Origin of the sequence: Paenibacillus pasadenensis DSM 19293 (assembly GCF_000422485.1) — a bacterium.
In the GTDB taxonomy this organism is placed as follows: domain Bacteria; phylum Bacillota; class Bacilli; order Paenibacillales; family Paenibacillaceae; genus Paenibacillus_O; species Paenibacillus_O pasadenensis.
Window position 1 is genome coordinate 353,598 of record NZ_AULW01000001.1, and the last position, 18,863, is coordinate 372,460.

Annotated in this window: 16 protein-coding genes; 3 read left to right on the plus strand and 13 right to left on the minus strand. The window is 63.7% G+C overall.

The annotated features are described in order from the left end of the window. Positions 1-34: 34 nt before the first annotated feature. The 3 genes from H582_RS25500 to H582_RS0101580 all read left to right on the plus strand — a co-directional run bounded on the left by H582_RS25500 (position 35) and on the right by H582_RS0101580 (position 3,450). A complete protein-coding gene (locus H582_RS25500; RefSeq protein WP_052332859.1) occupies positions 35-1,309 on the plus strand; it encodes a stalk domain-containing protein in 1,275 nt (424 codons plus the stop codon). Between the two features lie 96 nt (positions 1,310-1,405). Next, positions 1,406-2,413: a FecCD family ABC transporter permease gene (locus H582_RS0101575; protein WP_028597087.1), complete on the plus strand. Its 1,008-nt coding sequence runs from the start codon at positions 1,406-1,408 to the stop codon at positions 2,411-2,413. Beyond that, on the plus strand, positions 2,410-3,450 hold the full coding sequence (locus H582_RS0101580; RefSeq protein ID WP_028597088.1) for a FecCD family ABC transporter permease: 1,041 nt from the start codon (positions 2,410-2,412) through the stop codon (positions 3,448-3,450). Before H582_RS0101575 ends, H582_RS0101580 begins: the two co-directional genes overlap by 4 nt. A 47-nt stretch (positions 3,451-3,497) precedes the next feature. On the opposite strand, the gene rbsK is transcribed toward H582_RS0101580, so the two are convergent. The 13 genes from rbsK to hrcA all read right to left on the minus strand — a co-directional run bounded on the left by rbsK (position 3,498) and on the right by hrcA (position 18,805). Then, the gene (rbsK, locus tag H582_RS0101585; RefSeq protein ID WP_028597089.1) at positions 3,498-4,445 is read right to left on the minus strand and encodes a ribokinase; all 948 of its coding nucleotides are present in this window, start codon (positions 4,443-4,445) and stop codon (positions 3,498-3,500) included. Continuing rightward, complete coding sequence (locus H582_RS0101590) at positions 4,442-6,568, minus strand: ADP-ribosylglycohydrolase family protein (RefSeq protein ID WP_028597090.1); 2,127 nt, start codon at positions 6,566-6,568, stop codon at positions 4,442-4,444. The genes rbsK and H582_RS0101590 overlap by 4 nt, the downstream gene beginning before the upstream one ends. Further along, positions 6,565-7,749: an ADP-ribosylglycohydrolase family protein gene (locus tag H582_RS25505; protein WP_052332860.1), complete on the minus strand. Its 1,185-nt coding sequence runs from the start codon at positions 7,747-7,749 to the stop codon at positions 6,565-6,567. The genes H582_RS0101590 and H582_RS25505 overlap by 4 nt, the downstream gene beginning before the upstream one ends. Positions 7,750-7,761: 12 nt before the next feature. Further along, positions 7,762-9,252, minus strand: coding sequence for an extracellular solute-binding protein (locus tag H582_RS0101600; protein WP_028597091.1), 1,491 nt, complete (start codon positions 9,250-9,252; stop codon positions 7,762-7,764). Between the two features lie 86 nt (positions 9,253-9,338). Next, positions 9,339-10,211 (minus strand): carbohydrate ABC transporter permease, encoded by an 873-nt coding sequence (locus H582_RS0101605; protein WP_028597092.1) that lies wholly within the window; start codon positions 10,209-10,211, stop codon positions 9,339-9,341. Between the two features lie 16 nt (positions 10,212-10,227). Continuing rightward, entirely contained in the window at positions 10,228-11,121 is an 894-nt protein-coding gene (locus H582_RS0101610) for an ABC transporter permease (RefSeq protein ID WP_028597093.1), read from the minus strand. Between the two features lie 4 nt (positions 11,122-11,125). Beyond that, on the minus strand, positions 11,126-11,452 hold the full coding sequence (locus tag H582_RS0101615; RefSeq protein WP_028597094.1) for a DUF4387 domain-containing protein: 327 nt from the start codon (positions 11,450-11,452) through the stop codon (positions 11,126-11,128). After that, positions 11,449-12,816, minus strand: a complete 1,368-nt coding sequence (locus H582_RS0101620; protein ID WP_043110739.1) for an acyclic terpene utilization AtuA family protein — start codon at positions 12,814-12,816, stop codon at positions 11,449-11,451. Before H582_RS0101620 ends, H582_RS0101615 begins: the two co-directional genes overlap by 4 nt. Before the next feature lie 177 nt (positions 12,817-12,993). Next, the gene (locus H582_RS0101625; RefSeq protein ID WP_028597096.1) at positions 12,994-13,689 is read right to left on the minus strand and encodes a FadR/GntR family transcriptional regulator; all 696 of its coding nucleotides are present in this window, start codon (positions 13,687-13,689) and stop codon (positions 12,994-12,996) included. A gap of 172 nt (positions 13,690-13,861) precedes the next feature. Next, the gene (gene dnaJ, locus H582_RS0101630) at positions 13,862-14,998 is read right to left on the minus strand and encodes a molecular chaperone DnaJ (protein WP_028597097.1); all 1,137 of its coding nucleotides are present in this window, start codon (positions 14,996-14,998) and stop codon (positions 13,862-13,864) included. Positions 14,999-15,137: 139 nt separating this feature from the next. Continuing rightward, positions 15,138-16,982, minus strand: a complete 1,845-nt coding sequence (gene dnaK, locus H582_RS0101635) for a molecular chaperone DnaK (RefSeq protein WP_028597098.1) — start codon at positions 16,980-16,982, stop codon at positions 15,138-15,140. A gap of 92 nt (positions 16,983-17,074) precedes the next feature. Further along, positions 17,075-17,683 (minus strand): nucleotide exchange factor GrpE, encoded by a 609-nt coding sequence (gene grpE / locus H582_RS0101640; protein WP_028597099.1) that lies wholly within the window; start codon positions 17,681-17,683, stop codon positions 17,075-17,077. Between the two features lie 102 nt (positions 17,684-17,785). Continuing rightward, on the minus strand, positions 17,786-18,805 hold the full coding sequence (hrcA, locus tag H582_RS0101645; RefSeq protein WP_028597100.1) for a heat-inducible transcriptional repressor HrcA: 1,020 nt from the start codon (positions 18,803-18,805) through the stop codon (positions 17,786-17,788). Between the last annotated feature and the right edge of the window lie 58 nt (positions 18,806-18,863).

Consider the following 18,863-nt stretch of genomic DNA (forward strand, 5'->3'; position numbering starts at 1 on the left):
CCAGCAACCAACCGAAAGGCAGGTCTTGTTTTCCATGATAAAGCTTCGTTTTCGCTCCATCGCTTTAGCGCTTTCCCTCTTTGTCGCGGCCGTTTCCATTCCCGCGACCGGCACGGCCGCAGCCGCCCCGATCCAGGTCAAAGTGGACGGCTCCACGCTTCGCTTCGACGTCCCTCCCCAAATCATCAACGGAACGACGATGGTCCCTTACAGCGCGATCGTCTCCAAGATCGGCGCCAAGCTGAGCCTCGACTCGCAGACCAAAACGCTTAAAGTCAGCCGCGGCGCGAAGTCCGTCCAGCTGAAGCTCGGCAGCAGCCAGGCTGCGGTGGACGGAAAAACCGTGACGCTCGGCGCCAAGGTCGTCGAGAAGGACGGCCGCACGCTCGTCCCTCTCCGCTTCCTGGGCGAAGCCTTCGGCCTCTGGGTGAACTGGAACGGCAGCTCCAAGACGGCATCGATCGAGACGAAGCGGACGATCCAGCATGCCATGGGCGAAACGACGTTGACTTCCGTTCCGAAACGCGTCGTCGTGCTGTTCAACGGAATGGTCGACATCTCGCTCACCCTCGGCGTGAAGCCTGTCGGAGCGGTCGAATCGTGGGTCCAGCAGCCGTGGTACCACTATCTGAGATCCGACATGAGCGGGGTCAAAAGCCTCGGCACCGAGCTCCAGCCGAACCTGGAGGCGATCGTCGCCCTGAAGCCCGACCTGATCATCGGAGCCAAGACGCGGCATGAGAAGATCTACGGCCAGCTCAGCAAGATCGCCCCGACCGTATTCGCGGACCAGCTGTTCGAGTGGAAGTCCAACATGGAATTCGTGTCGAAAGCGCTGAACAAAGAAAGCGTCTATGACGCGTTCATGAGCGACTGGAACAAAAAGGTCGCCACCTTCAAAGCCAAAGTCGGCAGCGCCAGCAAGAACGAGGTGTCCATCGTCCGCTTCTACGACGACAACAGCGCCCGCATCTACAATACCGGCTTCGCCGGCGACATCCTGAAGGAGCTCGGCCTGAGCCGTCCGAAAGTCCAGACGGAAAGCGGAAAGGTGTTCCTGGACGTCGCTTCGCAGGAGCAGATTCCGCTCATGGACGGCGACATCATCTTCGACATCACCTCCAGCAATCACGGCGGAGAAGAATTCAAGACGCAGGAAGAATGGCAGAAAAACGCTCTGTGGACCAATCTGAGAGCAGTGAAAAACAACAAGTACTACAAGGTCAACGATATTACATGGAATATGTCCGGCGGCGCCACCGCCGCAAAAATGATGCTCGACGACTTGTACTTCTACTATGACATTTAACCGGATTCAACTCCTGCTCGAGAAAAAGCAGCGATACTCAAAAGAATGGGCGAATCCGCCCATTCTTTTGCATGTCGCGGAACTGGGGCCGCTGCCATGAACCTCTCCTCCAACCGGTCGAAAGCGGCCGGACTCGCGCTCGGAGCGCTCCTTCTCCTGGGCTGCCTGCTGCTGAGCCTGGCCTACGGATTCACGGCGATTCCCGTCAAGGACGTCGTGCGTTCGTTCCTTCACTTCGACGAAAGCTCGAACGCCCATATCATCGTGCAGACCTCGCGCGTCCCGCGGGCGCTGACGGCCGCCGCAGTCGGAGCATGCCTCGCGGTCAGCGGCACGCTCATCCAGGGCCTGACGAGGAATCCGCTCGCCGACGCGAGCATACTCGGCATCAATTATGGCGCGTCCTTCGCCATCGTGCTGGCCGTGACGCTGCTGTCGGTCTCTTCCTTGCCGCTGCTGACGCTGCTCTCCTTCTCCGGAGCGGCCATCGCCGCTGCCGCCGTCTACGCGCTCGGATCGCTCGGCAAGGACGGGCTGACGCCGCTCAAGATCATTCTCGCCGGCGCCGCGCTCGGCGCGTTGTTCTCGTCGTTTACCCAAGGCATGCTCGTGCTGGACGAGCAAGGACTGAACGAGGTCATCTTCTGGCTGACCGGCTCGGTCGCCGGGCGCTCCTTCGACATGCTGAAGGCGGTCCTGCCGGTCATGGGCTGCGGCTGGGCAGGCTCGCTGCTGCTCGCGCGCCATATGAACGTGCTGACGATGGGCGACGATGCCGCGCAAGGCCTCGGCCAGCGGACGGCGTTCGTGAAGCTCGGCACCGGCCTCGTCATCGTCGCGCTCGCCGGAAGCTCGGTCGCGGTCGCTGGGCCGATCGGCTTCATCGGACTCGTCATTCCCGTCATCGCCCGCTTCTTCTCCGGCAACGACTATCGCTGGATGGTGCCTTACAGCGCCGTGCTGGGAGCGATCCTCGTCGTCGCGGCGGATGTGGCCGGGCGCTTCATCATCCAGCCGGAAGAGCTCCCCGTCGGCGTCATGACCGCCATGATCGGCATCCCCGCCTTCATCGCCATTGCAAGGAAAGGGGGAATCGAACGATGAAGCCGCTCAAGCCCGTTCGCTTCGAACGGCTCCCGATCTCGTTTTTCCTCGACCCGAAAGCATTGGTCTTGACGGTCGGGCTCGCCGTCGCCTGCGTCGCCGCGATGCTGCTTTCCGCCGGACTCGGCGACATGCGCCTGCATCCGCTGGAGGTGATCCGGGCGCTGTTCGGATTCGGCACGGAGGAGCATCGGCTGGTCGTGCAGGAGCTCCGGCTGCCCCGCATCGCGGCGGCCTTTCTCGTCGGGGCGTCGCTGGCTGTCGCGGGCGCGATCCTGCAGGGCATCATCCGCAATCCGCTCGCCTCGCCCGACATCATCGGCATTACGAGCGGGGCGACGCTTGCGGCTGTCCTTTTCATCAGCGTCCTCAGCAGCACCGTCAGCATCGTCTGGCTGCCGCTTGCGGCTATGCTTGGAGCAGGCTGCACGTCCCTGCTCGTTTATTTTCTCGCCTGGAAGCAAGGCGTGACGCCGATCCGTCTCGTGCTCGTCGGGATCGGAATCAACTTTCTGCTCGGCTCGACGACCAAGGTCATCCTGCTCAAAAGTCCGATGTATACCTCTTCCCAGGCATTCGTCTGGATTACAGGCTCGGTGTACGGCTCCGATTGGGGCATCGTCCTGCTCATCCTGCCCTGGGCGGCGGCGTTCATCCCGCTGGCCTTCGTTTATTCGCGGCAGGTCAACATCCTCCAGCTCGGCGACGACATGGCGGCGGGAGCCGGCAGCCGGGTCGGCCGCCAGCGCTTCCTCCTGCTGATGCTGAGCGTGGCGCTTGCGGGAGCCGCCGTATCGGTCGGAGGCGCGATCTCCTTCATCGGCTTGATCGCTCCCCATATGGCGCGCAAGCTCGTCGGCTCCTCCTTCGGCAGCATGATGCCGATCTCCGCGTTGATCGGCGGCTTGATCGTCGTCGCCAGCGACACGATCGCCCGCACGCTGTTCCTTCCCTACGACATTCCGGTCGGCGTGTTCACTGCCGGCGTCGGAGCGCCTTTTTTCATTTATTTGCTGTATCGCAGCCGAAATGCCTGATCAGAAAAGGAGATGCCCCAAGCCGCGCTTGGGGCATCTCCTTTGATTTACAACGAAGCTCGCTCCCGCGCCAGGAACGCCTCGATCTCGTCCCTGGACGGGATCGAGCCTTGCGCTCCCGGCCGCGTGACGGCGATCGCCGCCGCAGCGGCGGCGAACCGCAGCGCCGCCTCCGTATCGGTCCCGGCGGCGGAAGCGGCGGCGAATGCGCCGATGAACGTATCCCCCGCCGCCGTCGTATCGACCGCCTCCACCGCATAGGCGGGCACGGACAGCCGCTCCCCGGCCGCATCCGCGCACAAGCAGCCCTGCTCGCCGAGCGTGACGACGACGCGGCGAGCGCCGCGTGCCAGCAGCGCGGCCGCGGCCGCCTCGGCCCCGGCCCGGTCCGGCACCGGCAGCCCGCTGACGGCGGCCGCCTCCGTCTCGTTGACGATGATCGTATCGAGCAGCGGCAGCAGCTCGGCCGAAACCTCCCGCGCCGGAGCCGGGTTCAGCCAGACGCGCACGCCGGCCTCGCCGGCCGACCGGATGAGCGCTTCGTTCGTCTCCCACGGAATCTCGTTCTGGAGCAGCACGGCGTAGACGCCGCGCCAGTCCGCCTCGGCGAGCGCATCCTCGGCCGTCAGCAGGCCGTTTGCTCCAGCCGACAGCACGATATGGTTCTCTCCGCCCTCGTTGACGGTGATGATCGCCAGTCCCGACGTCCCGTCCTTGGTCAGCACCGACTGCACGCCGACGCCGGCATCCTCCAGCGAGGCGACGAGCGCGTCGCCGAACGGATCGCCGCCGACCGCTCCGAGCATCGAGCAGGCCGCTCCCGCCTTGGCTGCCGCCGCGGCTTGGTTGGCGCCCTTGCCGCCCGCATGATACGACGTGCCGCGTCCGGAGATCGTCTCGCCCGGCTCGGGAAATCGAGCGACGCGGCTGACGATATCCATGTTGATGCTGCCGGCGACGAGGATCCGGCTCCCGCCGGACGCCTGCCGGCTCAAGGCCGCCCCTTGGCAGACCCCGTCCGCACCGACACGCGGCTGATCGCCCGCTCGCCGCCATCGAGGCAGGCGAAGCCGAACATGCCGTAGCCGAACGAGTCGTCGCGGCATTCCAGCACCGTTTTGCCGTCGATCTCGAGCTTGAACGCATCCTGCTCGGCGACCAGCCTCATCCGGTACTCGCGGCCGAGCTCCCAGTCGAACTTCGCCGTGATGAGCCGGCTCGTCCCGAAGTCCTGCTTGATGAACGACACGGTGTTCGGCCCGTCGAAGCCGGCCAAATAGTGGCGCTTGACGCCCTGGGCCCGGACAGCCAGCAGATGGCTCGTTCCTTCCAGCGGCTGCACCGTCGCCTCCACCGAGAGGTCGCGCTCGTAATAGTTGCCCGAGAACGAAGCCGCGTCGCTCTGTGCCCGGCCGATCATGCGCCCGCCCTCCAGCCTCCACTCGCCCCGATGATGCGCGAACGGCGTAATCGAGCCGAACTCCTTGGCCTGCTTGGCGAAGTCGATCTCATAGGCCGCCGCTCCGGCGACTCCGAAGCGCCCGATGAACAGGCTGCCGAGCGCCCGATCCGTGAGCGGCGACGGACTTTCCAGCACCCAGCCGATCTCGTCGATGAGCGCTCCGTCCGTATCGGGCAGGACGAACGACAGCTCGTTCCAGGCCCCGTTCTCCAGCGGGCGCGGCTCCAGCAGCAGCTCCTCTTTCGTGGCCGAATTCCGCACATAAGGCGTCAGGATGATCGGCTCTCCTTCCCACTGATCGACATAAACGGAGGCGGACGCCGTCTGCCCGCTGACCGCCAGCGGAGCGAACGTCGGCTTGTACTTCTCGTCGTTGAACTCCTCCCGGCGATAGAACGGCTTCCAATAAATATGGCTGCGGTCCCCGGCGACGAGACGGTCGAAGACGATTTCCAGCGAGCCTCCACCAGGCTGCAGCGCCTGGCGGACGGAGTGGCGGACGACCGGCGTCTTGAACGGATTGGAGGTGCGGAAGCCGTGCGTCGAGCCCGGCAAGCCGAAGTCGAACTGCACGTCGCCCGGCCTGAAGCTGTCGGCCAGCTGCTGCGGAGCCTCTTCTCCGTTCAGCCGATAGCCAAGCAGCGCCAGCTCCTTGGCGAACGTCGGGAAATCGACGACATTGAGGTAGCCCGACACGCTGGAGGCGACGATGAAATCGTTGATCGGGGCGCGGTAATGCGCCGGTATGCCGTCGAGGCCGGCGAATGCGCCGAGGATGGAGCCGACGTTGCCGGCGTTGCAATCCGTATCCCAGCCGCACATCGAGGCGATCTCCACGGTGCGAGCGAAGTCGCCGCAGCCGTAGAGCAGCGCGAGCGCGCATACGCCGGCGTTGGGGATGATATGGCAGACCCCGCCATACTTGTCGTAGCCCCAGCGGTCCTCGAGATGCTGGCGGCATGCCGCCCAGTCGTCCGGATGGTCGCGGTGGAAGTCCAGCACGGCATGGACGACGCGCGCATAGGTCGACTCCGCCGGTATTTGCCGCAATCCGGCGGCGACGATGTCCGCGATTGAAGCCGCTCCGAACGCCGCCGCGATCGCGGCCGCCATGAAGCGGGCTCCGTAAAGGCCGTTGCCGTCATGCGAGACGCTCGCGGCCTTCTCCGCGTAGTCCGCCGCCCGCTCCGGATCGCCGGGAAAAAGCAGTCCCCAAGAGTCGATGAAGATCTGGCCGCCGATCTGCTCGGCCATCTCCAGCCCGTTCGTCTCGATGGAGCCCGACGCCGGCGCGGCCATGCCTTTGCTCAGGTTGACATACGCCCGATGCTCGGTGCTGATGTCCTCGCCGCCCCACCAGAACATGCCGATGCCCTCGCGCGCATAATTGAGCCAGGCGCGGCCGACATCCTCGGCCGTCAGCTCTCTGCCCTTGGCGTCGTCGTACAGCGCCCGGATGAAAAACACCGGGCCGTTGGCGTCGTCGTCCGCCGCGAACGTCCGATATGGCTTGACGTAGCCGCGGATATCTCCGTATACGTCCCGGATGCGCTCGTACGTCCAGGCGACCGGCTCGATCGGGGCGCCGAGGCGGATGCCGACGTTCATGCCGATGAAGCTGGCGTACACCGTTTCCAGATAGCGGTTCGGAATCATCGCCGCGCCTCCTCTCCGAGGCAGCCGATGCCGGCCAGCAGCCGCCGCCGCGTCGCGGCCGCCTCCATGTCCTGCCGGATGATGGCCGCGGCCGTCTCGGCGAACCGGTCGGCGATATCCAGCAGGTCGAGCCGGTTGACCCGGTCGAGCTGCTCGATGTCTCCTGGCTCGATGACCTCCGCGCCGTGCATCGCGCCGAGGATGACGCCGGCCATGACGCCGATGGAGTCGGTATCCCGGCCCGAGTTGATGCCGTCGAGGATCGAGCGGTAATAGTCGCCCTCGTTCAGCACGATATAGGCGAGCGCGAGCGGCAGCTCCTCGATCGAGCGCAGCCGGCTCGGCGTGTAGTGGTCGCTCGGCACGCCGACCTTGTCGATATGCCGGCTGACGTCGTCGCCCATCGGCGAGTACTTGGCGATGATGCGGTGGAACACGGCGACGACGGCATCGCGGTCGTCCCGCTGGGCGCGCAGGCTGCGCGCCGCGGCCGCCAGCTCCTCGATCGCCGCTCTCGTCCCGTCCTTGGCCAAAGACAGCGCCGTGCCGACGATGTCGTCGACCGTCGCCCCCGGCTCGAACGCCTTGGCGACGCAGGCCGCCAGCACGCCGGCCGCCTCCAGGCCGTAGCTGCTCTGATGGCCCATGGCGAACAGGATCGCCTCGTCATAAGCGCCTTTGGGATTGCCGGCGTTGACGACGCCGATCGGGGCGATGTACATCGCCGCCCCGCAGTTCACCATGTTGCCGAGGCCGCCTTCGCGCGGCTCGGCGTTCGCCAGCACATGGCGCAGGAAGATTTGCTTTTCCGGGTAGAACAAGCGGTCCATGATGAACGCCTCGCGGTCCAGCTCCGGCACAAATGTCTTGCGGAAAGCGATCTCCTTGACGAACTCGCGGCCCATGTCATAGGCGTCCAGATGCCGTCCCTCGGCCTGATACGTCCGGATCAGCGCGTTCGTCATCAGCGTATCGTCGGTGACGATGCCGTCGCCGCGCACCCGGCCGAGCCGCATGTCCTCGGGCAGGTCCATCTTATGCCATCTCGTCATCAGCGACTCGACCCGGCCGTATCTCGACTTGATCTCCCCGTACGTCAGCTTCTCGACCGGAGCGCCCATGGCGTCTCCGAGAGCGGTCGAGACGACCACTCCTCTTACCCGACTGCGAAATGAAGTCATGGCTGCAGCTCCTTACTGGATGGTTTCGTTCGCGTAGGCGGTGATCTCGGCTCCTCCGGCGGCATTCCAGGCGTCGACAAATGCCCCGAACTGGCTCAGATCCTTCTTGCCGGTAATGAAGTCCGTCGAGTATTCCTTGTACAGATTGTTCATCGCATCCCAGTTCGCGACGAACTGCTCGGGGATGATGAAGGCGTTGTCCTCGGTGTAGAACGTCGACGCCAGCTCCAGCGACTTCGCTCCCGGCTCGCCGAGCAGCGGCGTCTGCAGCGGAATCTCCGACTTGATGTCGACCGGCTCCCAGAAGCGGGCGTACCAGTTGTTGTAGTAGTTCTCGTTCAGCTCGATCTTGATGTCGACGACGGCGTAGTTCTCGCCCTCGTAGCCGAGGCGGTCGAGCATCTGTCCTTTCGGGCTCGCCAGATAATCGAATACCTGGAACGCCGCATCCTTATGGCTGGACTGCGAGGAGATCGCCAGGCCGCGGGATTCCTTGGTCACGTCCGTAGCTCCGAAGCCTTGGCCGACGCCTTTGGCCGGCGGCAGCACGACGAGCTTGGCGCTCTCGCCGCCGAGATCCTGCATGCGGCCGTTGTACAGGTCGATGATCTTGCCCGCCGTGCCGGTGATGACGCCCGCTTCGCCCTTGTAGAAGGCGTCCTCCTTCGTATCCCACTGCTTGGTGATGAACTGCGGATCGAGCAGCCCTTCCTGGTACAGCTTGTGGTAGAAGGCCAGCTTCTCCTTCTCGCCCTCGGAAATCCGGGCGTATTCGAACGTGCCGTCGTCCTTCTTGATCCACGTCTGGTCGAGGCCGAACGCCGCGTTGAAGATCGTATTGATCTCCGCGATGTCGCCTGCCGCCGTCAGCGCGTAATTCGGCTTGCCAGAGGCCGGCTTCTTCTCGACCAGCTCCTTGAAGAAGGCGTAGTAGTTGTCGACGGTCGGATTGTCCGTCAGCGCCTTGGAGCTGTCCAGCGCCTCGAACCAGTCGGCCCGCACGACCGGCACCTTCGGCGCCAGCGGCTTGATCCAGAGCAGGTACGGATAGCTGTCCATGCGCGTCTTGTTGTGCGGCTCCATGATGGCTTTGACATGCTCCGACTTTTCGATGTACGGGGTCAGGTCCTCGAGCAGGCCTTGGTCGGCCATCTGCTGGTCGCCGCCCTGGAAGTAGATGATGTCCGGGATCGTGCCGCCGAGCAGCAGCAGGTTCAGGTTCTCCGCGTAGCTGCCTTGGGCGAGGTCGACGAGCTCGAACTTGACGTTCAGCCCCTCGTCCTTGGCCAGCGCCTTTTCCAGCTCTCCGAAAAACTTGACCGAGGCCGCGTTCGCCGTGCCTTCGTCCTTGTAGACGATCTTGAGCGTGACCGGCTGCCCGCTGCCGTCCGGCGCGGCGCCGGCATTCCCTTCGTTGGCAGCGGGGCTGCCGGAGTTGGATGAGCAAGCCGTTACGGCGACAGCCAGCGCGGCCGTCCATGCGATCGTAGTCCATTTTTTCATGTGCGTGATCTCCCCTTATGGATGATGGCGTACGTCTTGCGGCGGGCAGCCTCCCTGCCTCGCCTGGCGGCCGGAGCTCTCCGGCTTCAGTCCTTGACCCCCCCTTCCAGAGCTCCCTTGGCGTAGTACTTGAGGATGAACGGATAGAGCACCAGCAGCGGCACGATGGCGATGATGATGGTGCCTGCCTGCAGGGAGGCGAAGTCGAACGGAATCGAGCTGTCGAACAGATTCTGGCTGCCGATCAGCGACGTGTTGTCCTTGCGGACGACGAACTGCCTCAGCACGACCTGCAGCGGCCACTTGGACGGCTCCGAAATATAAAGCGTCGCGCGGAAGTACTCGTTCCAGTGGTAGACGCCGTAGAACAGGCCGAGCGTCGCCAGTCCCGGCTTGGACAGCGGCATCATGATCCGGGAGTACATGCGGAAATGCCCCGCGCCGTCGATCCGCGCCGCCTCCAGGATCTCTTCCGGGATGTCCTGGAAGAAGCGCATGAGGATGAACAGATAGTACACGTTGACGGCCTTGTACAGAATCAGGGAGGTCAGCGTATTCATCAGGCCGAGATCCTTGACCAGCAGGTATTCGGGAATCATGCCCGGCTCGAACACCATGATGACGATCAGGAAGAACAGCACGGCCTTCTTCCCGACGAACTCGTTGCGGGCGAGCACATAGGCGGCCATCGACGTCAGCGCCAGATTAAGCGCCGTGCCCGCTATTGTGATCCAGACCGAGTTGAGGATGCCGCCCGTGATGAGCGGGTTCGAGAAGAGCAGCTCGTAGTTGATCGTAGAGAACCCTTTCGGGATCAGGTCCAGCCCGCTCATCAGATGCGCCTTGCCCGGCGCCGTGAAGGAGAGGGCAAGCAGGTTGAGCAGCGGCACGAGCACCGTCAAGGTGAAGGCGAACAGCAGCAGATAGATGGCCAGCTTGGATGTTTCCAGTCGTCTCACGCAGTTTCCCCCTCCTTTACCAGACGCCTTTGCCCGAGACGCGCTTCGAGACGAAGTGCGTGCCCAGGATGAGCACGATGCCGATGACTCCCTTGAACAGGCTGGCCGCCGTCGCGTAGGCGAACTGGCCGTTTCCGATGCCGATCCGGTAGACGTACGTGTCCAGGATGTCCACGACGCTGATGACCGACGCGTTCATGAAGTTGAACACCTGGTCGAAGCCGGCGTTCATGAAGAAGCCGAGGTTGAGGATGAAGACGGTTACAACAGTGCTGTAGAGATGGGGCAGCGTGATGAACCGCATCTGCTGCAGCCTTGTCGCTCCGTCGATCTTGGCCGCCTCGTACAGCCCCGGGCTGATCTTCATGATCGCGGCCAGATAGATGATGGAGTCCCAGCCCGCGCTGCGCCAGATTTCCGAGAAGACGAGCACCCAGCGGATATGCTCCTTGCTCGTCATGTAGTCGATGGACGGCAGCTGGAAAAAGCTCGCGAGCTGGTTCACCCCGCCGGTCGCCGGATTCAGCAGGCTGATCCAGATGCCGGCGATGACGACCCAGGACAGGAAATGCGGCAAGTACAGGACGGACTGCACGTACTTGCGGTACCTGGAGCTGCGCACTTCATTGATGAAGAGCGACAGCACGATCGGGATCGGAAAGACGAAGACGATCTTCATCAAGCTGATGATGATGGTGTTCTGCAGCACGCTGGCGAACGCCGGCGAGCTGAACAGCGTCTCGAAATGCTTCCAGCCGACCCAGACATGGTCGCCGAGGATGCGGTAATCCTGGAAGGCGAGCTTCATGCCGTACAGCGGGATGAGATGGAAAATGAAAAAGTAGAGCAGCGGCAGGGCCAGCATCGCATAGAGCACCCAGTCCTGCCGCAGCCGCTTCATGGCCTTCATGGGCTTACACCTCCCGGTCGCAGTCGATCTCGAGCCGCATGAGCGGAGCATGCTGCTGGGCGCCGTAGACGTCCCGGTCTCCCGTGCTGCCGGAGGAGACCTCCCGGGACATCGTCACCTTGAAGCCGAGCGCCGGATCGAAAAAGACGAAATGACGGATCCGCTCCTCGGAAATTCCATACGCCTCGCTGACCGTTCGTGGAGTGACGGAGCCCGAGCCCTTCACCCGCTCGTAGCTCTCCCTGGAGTCGAAAAGGACATCCAGCGTGATCTCGAACGGACCCGAGTTTTTGCTGCGCAGCACTTTGGCCAGATCGCCCAGCTTGGTCATCGCTTCGCCCCTCCTCTGCGGTGCTCGATCGTGAATGCGTCCGGAGACGATTCCATCAGATGGTACACGGAAAACTCATAAACCGGTCCGAACTCGATATCGCTCGGCGCGAACGGAAACGCCAGGTTGCCGGCCGTCGACTTGCGCCCCTCGTAGCCGTAATGCAGAAACGTGGAGCGGACCGTCGCGCAGATGCTGCTGGCGAGCTCCTGCGTGCGGGCGACGACCTCGAACAGGACGCCGACCTCATGGCCCCGGAACGTCTCCGGCTCCTGGCTGCCGAGCACGCCGTTCATGCCGTAGTTGTAGAAGCGGATCGCATAGTCGGTTTCCGGCACGTCCCGGTAATACTCTCTCGCTTGCGCGCGTACGAGCTCCTCGACCTCCTCCAGCTTGCCGAGCAGGATCGGATCGCGGATGCCGGCGACGACGAACGTCCGGTAGGCGGTCTGCCGCGCTCCTTCCAGCTTGACCGTATACGTCTCGGCCGGCACGAGCCTGCTGCCGCTGACCTTCACGACGCCCGTCTCCGCCTCCTCGAACCGGCAGTGCTCCAGATCGAGCATGAAGCCGGGCCCATGCAGCAGATAAGGATGCTCCTTCTCGTAGAACGTGTGGGCGGCGACGCTCGTCTCGCTGCACTGCCGCTGCGGATTGAGCGACTCCACCGTGAAGCTGCCGTCGCCGATCGTCCCGAGGATGCTGTCCTTCGTCGTGCCCGGCTCGGCGCACAGCGCTCCGCACTCCAGAATTTTGCCCAAGTGGTAGCAGAGCGCCGGATCCTTGCCGTGCAGGATGCCGATCGCCGCGAACGGCGACGGGTCGTAGGCTCTCCCGCAGACGATGATGTCTGCGCCTGCGCGCAGCGCCTCGACGATCGGCTCATGTCCCATCTGGGCGACGATGCGGGGCGTGGCGGCGATCGCCTCCTCGGTCAGCGCAGGGATGTTCGGACTGAGCGGCGAGATCCGCCCCTCCGCGCTTGCCTGCCGCACGTCCTCTTGAGAAAAGTCTGCCCAAATGACGGCTATTTTTGCCTCCAGCTCCAATTCGGCCAGCAGCTCGTCGATGATCTCGAGCGTCCACTCCACATGCGTCCTCGCGCCGGAGCCTCCGGCAGAGCCGATCACGACCGGGATGCCGCGGCTCAGCCCGGCGGGAAGCATGAGGCCCAGGTCCTTCTTGACCGCCCGCTTGCTGACGATCGAGACGCCGGCGCCGAGCTTATGCGGGCCGCCGTCGGTGGAGCCGGCATCGACGACGATGCCGTGCGGATCCTTTTCCAATCCGTTCCTGAAGGACTTCTCCGGAAATCCATATCCCAGCATGCCGCAGGGCGACAGGATTCGAATGTCTGTGCTCATCTTAGGTCTCTCCTTCTTGTACAGCCAGGTTGGGTTGCGGCAGCGGCAGCCTTCCGCGCCGCCCGCCTGGAAGGGTGGGTAATTGGATGATCCAATTTGATGAAAGAAAAGGGGAGGCCCCCTTTCGTCCGGAGCGAGCCGGTCAGGCCGCATGTTCGATGGATCGTCCGTCGCCGCTCAGGGCTGGACGGCGTTTTTCTGGATGTTCTCCTTCACATGGCTCAAATGATGGAGCAGCGCCAGCCGCGCCTTGACCGGGTCGCGCTCCTTGATCGCCTGCAGGAGCAGCAGATGCTCCTCGTATACCTCGCTCTTGCGTCCGGGAATGGCGGCTGTCTTGCGGAGCGTCCGCTGCAGCAGGTCCATATGCAGCTCGATCATGTTGACCAGCACGACGTTGTGCGTCGCCTTGGCGATCGACAGGTGGAACGCCTGATCCGGCTTGGAGCGGTCGCCGTCCGCTCCGACCTCTCCCCATGTCTCGAAGGCCGCCTCGATCTCGGCGATATCCTCCGCCGTCGCCCGCTTCGCGGCAAGCTCCACGATGCCGGTCTCGAACAGCTCCCGCGCCTCGAGTAGCTCCATGATCGTCGCCCGCTCGATGTTGTCCAGGATGCGGGTCCGGTCCTCGGCGACGTCGAGCGCCTTGCTGAGGAAGCGTCCTCCGCCTGGACGGGCCTCGATCAGCCCCTCCCGCTCCAGGATGCGGAACGCTTCGCGCAGCGTGCCGCGGCTGATGCCGAACGATTGGGCCAGCTCGCGCTCGGTCGGCAGGAAGTCTCCGGGAGCGAGATTGCCCTCTAGAATCAGGTTTTTGAGCTGCTCGATGACATCTTCATACACCCGATGATATTTGATTTTCTTGATCGTCATAAGTCGGTTTCGGTCCTCTCTATCCTGCAGTCTTTAAATTGGATCATCCAATTGACCACATGTAAAGGATACCTTCTCGGCTTTTGGTCTGTCAAGCGCTTTCAGAAGGTTTTTCGAAACAAAAAGGAGAAGGGAATCGCTCCCCTTCTCCTTCTTTGCGATCGGCACGAGCTCAGTCGCCCCGGAACGCCTTTTTCATCCGGTCGAAGATGCTCTCGTGATGCTCCTCGGAGCCTGCGCCCGCGCCGCCGCCGAAGCCGCCGAGCTGGCGCAGCAGCTCCTTCTGCTCGTCGGTGAGCGACGTCGGCGTGACGACGGTCACCTTGACGTGCTGGTCGCCGTTGCCGTAGCCGCGCAGCTTGGGCACGCCCTTGCCCTTGAGGCGGAAGTACGTGCCGGTCTGCGTGCCCGCCGGAATTTTGAGCTTGACCTTCTCCGTCAGCGTCGGGATCTCGATCTCGTCGCCGAGCGCCGCCTGCGCGAACGACAGCGGCACCTCGCAGTAGATGTCGTCGTTCTCGCGGTCGAAGAACTCATGCGGCTTGACGCGCAGCACGATGTACAGGTCGCCGTTCGGACCTCCGCGCGTGCCGCCCTCGCCCTCGCCGTTCAGGCGGATCTGCGCGCCCTCGTCGACGCCCGCCGGGATGCGGACGGTGATCTTGCGCTGCTTCTTCACCTTGCCCGCGCCGTGGCAGGTCGAGCATTTGTCCTTGATGATCTTGCCCGTGCCGCTGCAGTTCGTGCAGGCGCGGCGGTTGACCATGCGTCCGAAAGGCGTGTTCTGCACGACTTCCTGCTGGCCGGTGCCGCGGCAGACGGAGCAGTTCTCCGGCTTGGTGCCCGGCTTGGCGCCGGAGCCGTGGCAGGTGTCGCAGTTCTCGGTGCGCGGAATCGTAATTTCCGTCTCCTTGCCGAATACCGCTTCCTTGAACTCGATCGTCATCGTATACTGCAGGTCGTTGCCGCGCTGCGGCGCGTTCGGATCGCGCCGTCCGCCGCCTCCGCCGAAGAACATGTCGAAGATATCGCCGAACCCGCCTCCGCCGAAGTCCTGGCCGAAGCCGCCTCCGCCGCCGAACTGGTTCGGATCGACATGCCCGTACTGGTCGTACACGGCGCGCTTCTGATCGTCGCTCAAGGTGTCGTAAGCTTCCTTGACCTCCTTGAACTTCGTCTCCGCGTCGGCGCTTTTGTTGACGTCCGGATGGTACTGGCGCGCCAGCTTGCGGTAGGCTTTTTTGATCTCCTCCGCCGAGGCGTCCTTGCCGAGCTCCAGCACCTCGTAATAATCGCGCTTATCCGCCAATCCCTCTCACCCCCATGTAATGCCCGCTTGACATGCAACAACCGCCCTCTCCCTCCTGACGCCCCGGCGCTCAAAGCCGGGGCGCTGCTCGGAAAAAGGCGGAGCCGCTTGGTGAAGCTATGAAGCTATCGTACCTTTTTTATTTCTTGTCGTCCACGACTTCGTAGTCGGCGTCGACGACGTTGTCGCGTCCGGCCGCGCCGCCTTGGGCCGCGCCGGCATCGGCGCCCGGAGCGCCCTGCTCCGCTTGCGCCGCCTGCTCATAGAGCTTGACGGACAGCTGCTGCACGATCTCGGTCAGCTCGTCGGTCGCTTTTTTGATCGCGTCCAGATCCTCGCCGCCGACGACCGCCTGCAGCGCTTCCTTGGCTTTGTTGGCCTTGTCGATCTCGCCGGCGTCGACCTTGTCGCCCAGATCCTTGATCGTCTTGTCGACGGAGTAGATCAGCTGGTCGGCATTGTTCTTCGCCTCGACGAGCTCCTTGCGCTTGCGGTCTTCCTCGGCGTTGAGCTCGGCGTCCTTCATCATGCGCTCGACTTCCTCGTCGCTGAGGCCGCTCGAGGACGTGATCGTGATCTTCTGGCTCTTGCCCGTGCCCTTGTCGAGCGCGCTGACGTTGACGATGCCGTTGGCGTCGATGTCGAACGTGACCTCGATCTGCGGCACGCCGCGCGGAGCCGGCGGGATGTCGCCGAGCATGAAGCGTCCGAGCGTCTTGTTGCCGGCGGCCATGGCGCGCTCGCCCTGCAGGACGTGGATCTCGACGCTCGTCTGGTTGTCGGCGTACGTGGAGTACACCTGGGACTTGCTCGTCGGGATCGTCGTGTTGCGCTCGATCATCTTGGTGAATACGCCGCCCGCCGTCTCGATGCCGAGCGACAGCGGAGTGACGTCGAGCAGGACGACGTCCTTCACGTCGCCGGTCAGGACGCCCGCCTGGACCGCCGCGCCGAGGGCGACGACTTCGTCCGGGTTCACGCCTTTATGCGGCTCTTTGCCGATCAGCTTCTTGATCGCTTCCTGGACGGCCGGGATGCGGGTGGAGCCGCCGACGAGGACGACCTTGTCGATCTCGCTGGCCGACAGGCCGGAATCGCTCAGCGCCTGGCGCGTCGGAGCGAGCGTGCGCTCCACGAGCGGCGCGGCCAGCTCCTCGAATTTGGCGCGGGTCAGGTTCAGCTCCAAGTGCTGCGGCACGCCGTCGACCATCGTGATGAACGGCAGGCTGATCGTCGTCGTCAGGACGCCGGACAGCTCTTTCTTCGCCTTTTCGGCCGCGTCCTTCAGACGCTGCACGGCCGCCTTGTCCTTGGACAGGTCGGAGCCATGCTCCTTTTTGAACTCGGCTACGATGTGGTCGATGATGACCTGGTCGAAGTCGTCGCCGCCGAGACGGTTGTCGCCGCTCGTCGCCTTGACCTCGAAGAAGCCGTCGCCAAGCTCGAGGATGGACACGTCGAACGTGCCGCCGCCGAGGTCATAGACGAGGATCGTCTGGTCCTCGGACTTTTCGAGGCCGTAGGCCAGCGCCGCGGCCGTCGGCTCGTTGACGATGCGCAGCACCTCGAGGCCGGCGATCTTGCCGGCGTCCTTGGTCGCCTGGCGCTGGGAGTCGTTGAAGTAGGCCGGCACGGTGATGACCGCTTGCGTCACCGGTTGGCCGAGGTACGCTTCCGCATCGGATTTGAGCTTTTGCAGGATGATGGCGGAAATTTCTTGCGGCGTGAAGTCCTTGCCGTCGATCGTTTCTTTGTGGCTCGTGCCCATATGGCGCTTGATCGAGATGATCGTGCGGTCCGGGTTCGTGATCGCCTGGCGCTTCGCCGTCTCGCCGACGATGCGCTCGCCGTCCTTCTTGAAGCCGACGACGGACGGCGTCGTGCGGTTGCCTTCCGGATTCGGAATGACGACCGCCTCGCCGCCCTCCATGACCGCTACGCAGGAGTTGGTCGTTCCAAGGTCGATGCCGATTACTTTGCTCATCGTAAATATCCTCCCTTATCCATTGCGGATCGAATTCGTTACGGGTCGATCCAAGTATACCCGCTTTATCTTAAAGGCAGATTAAGGCCGTTCTAGCCGCTTACCTTGACCATGGCCGGTCGAAGCACCTTGTCCTTGAGCACGAAGCCCTTTTGGAGCTCCTCCACGACGATGCCTTCCTCATGCTCGTCGGACTCCACGGTCATGACCGCTTGATGGAACTCCGGATTGAATGGCTGCCCGACCGCTTCCATCGGCTTCAGCCCTTCCTGCTCGAGCACGCCCTGCAGCTGCCGGAAGATCATGTCCACGCCCTTGGCGAGCGATTCCGCATCGCCTCCGCCGGCCGCGGCGGCGATCGCCCGGTCGAAGTTGTCGACGATCGGCAGCAGCTGCGTCAGCAGCTTCGCCGAGGCGTACTGGCCCAGCTCTTCCTTTTCCTTGGCCGTGCGGCGACGGAAATTGTCATAGTCGGCCTGGACGCGCAGCAGTCGCTGCTGATGCTCCTCCGCCTGGCGAGCCAGCTCCGCATAGCGGGCATCCTCTTCCGGCGCCTGCCCGGCCTCCTCCGCCGCCTGCGGCTCGGCCTCGATCGGCTCGCCGCCAGCGGCCGCGGCCGCCTGCTCCGCCGTCTCTTGATCGGCGTCCAGAATGTCCTCTGCGCTTGTCTGTTCATCTATCGTATTCTTCTTGGAATCCAAGCATGCTCACCTCCCGTAAATGGTTCCTTAACGCGGCTGAATCTATGTAGGGGCCGCGAAGCCCCTCGCCTGCGCGCCGCGTTCAAGCCTGGACGGCCTGCTCTAGCGCTCCGTCCGCAGGCTGCTCAGGCTGCGCCCGAACTCGCCGAGCAGGCTGACGACGCGCCCGTAATCCATCCTCGTCGGGCCGAGGATGCCGATCGTGCCCATCTGCTCGCCATCGATCGTGAACGAAGCCGTAATGAGGCTGCAGCTCGCGATCGCGGCGTGGTCGTTCTCCGTGCCGATCCGCACCGACAGCCCCTGCGGCAGCGAGGAGAACAGGCGCAGCAGCGTCGGCGTCTCCTCCAGCAGCCCGAAGATCGTCTTGACCTTGTCGACATCCTTGAACTCCGGCTGAGCGAGGATGCGGGCCGTGCCGGACAGGTACAGCCGGCTGTCGTCCTCCGAGCGGACGGCCTGCTCGATCAGCTTGAGCAGCCCTTCGCATTGATCCGCATAGCGGCCCATTTCCTCGCCCGCCGCCGAGAAGAGCCGGGACTTCAGGCGGGTGAGCGGCGTCCCGCTCAGCCGCTCGTTGAGGAAGCGCACCGCCTGCTCGATGTCATCCATGTCCAGATCCGGCGGGATCGTCACCGTGCGGTTCTCGACGTGGCCGGTATTGGTCACGACGATCGCCACCGCCTTGTCGCCCCCGAGCGGCACGAGCTGGAACTGCTTGAGCGCCTGATTGACCGAGTCCGGACCGAGCACGATCGACGTGTAGTTCGTCAGGTTGGAGATGATCATCGCCGCCTGCTGGATCGCCTGCTCCGCCTCCATCATGCGGCTGGCGACGAACGAGCGGATCGCCTGCAGCTCGCTCTTGGTGACCGCCTCGCGCCTCATCAGATGATCGACATAATACCGGTAGCCTTGAATGGAAGGAATGCGTCCAGCCGACGTATGCGGCTGCTCCAGGAATCCCAGCTCCTCTAGATCCGCCATCTCGTTGCGGATCGTCGCCGGGCTGAAGGCCACGTCGCCCCGCTTCGAAATGCTCCGGGAGCCTACAGGCTCGGCGGAACGGATATAATCGTCGATGATCACGCCTAAGATCAGCTGCTGCCTTTCAGTCAACATCCGTACCATCCTCCCTCTGCATGCCTCCGGATTCCCAAAATCCGAGGCGGACGAGTGA

Coding starts and splice junctions, on each gene's coding strand:
- H582_RS25500 (WP_052332859.1), top strand. CDS start 35: ATGATAAAGCTTCGTTTTCGCTCCATCGCTTTAGCGCTTTCCCTCTTT.
- H582_RS0101575 (WP_028597087.1), top strand. CDS start 1,406: ATGAACCTCTCCTCCAACCGGTCGAAAGCGGCCGGACTCGCGCTCGGA.
- H582_RS0101580 (WP_028597088.1), top strand. CDS start 2,410: ATGAAGCCGCTCAAGCCCGTTCGCTTCGAACGGCTCCCGATCTCGTTT.
- H582_RS0101590 (WP_028597090.1), bottom strand. CDS start 6,568: ATGATTCCGAACCGCTATCTGGAAACGGTGTACGCCAGCTTCATCGGC.
- H582_RS25505 (WP_052332860.1), bottom strand. CDS start 7,749: ATGACTTCATTTCGCAGTCGGGTAAGAGGAGTGGTCGTCTCGACCGCT.
- H582_RS0101600 (WP_028597091.1), bottom strand. CDS start 9,252: ATGAAAAAATGGACTACGATCGCATGGACGGCCGCGCTGGCTGTCGCC.
- H582_RS0101610 (WP_028597093.1), bottom strand. CDS start 11,121: ATGAAGGCCATGAAGCGGCTGCGGCAGGACTGGGTGCTCTATGCGATG.
- H582_RS0101615 (WP_028597094.1), bottom strand. CDS start 11,452: ATGACCAAGCTGGGCGATCTGGCCAAAGTGCTGCGCAGCAAAAACTCG.
- H582_RS0101620 (WP_043110739.1), bottom strand. CDS start 12,816: ATGAGCACAGACATTCGAATCCTGTCGCCCTGCGGCATGCTGGGATAT.
- H582_RS0101625 (WP_028597096.1), bottom strand. CDS start 13,689: ATGACGATCAAGAAAATCAAATATCATCGGGTGTATGAAGATGTCATC.
- dnaK (WP_028597098.1), bottom strand. CDS start 16,982: ATGAGCAAAGTAATCGGCATCGACCTTGGAACGACCAACTCCTGCGTA.
- hrcA (WP_028597100.1), bottom strand. CDS start 18,805: ATGTTGACTGAAAGGCAGCAGCTGATCTTAGGCGTGATCATCGACGAT.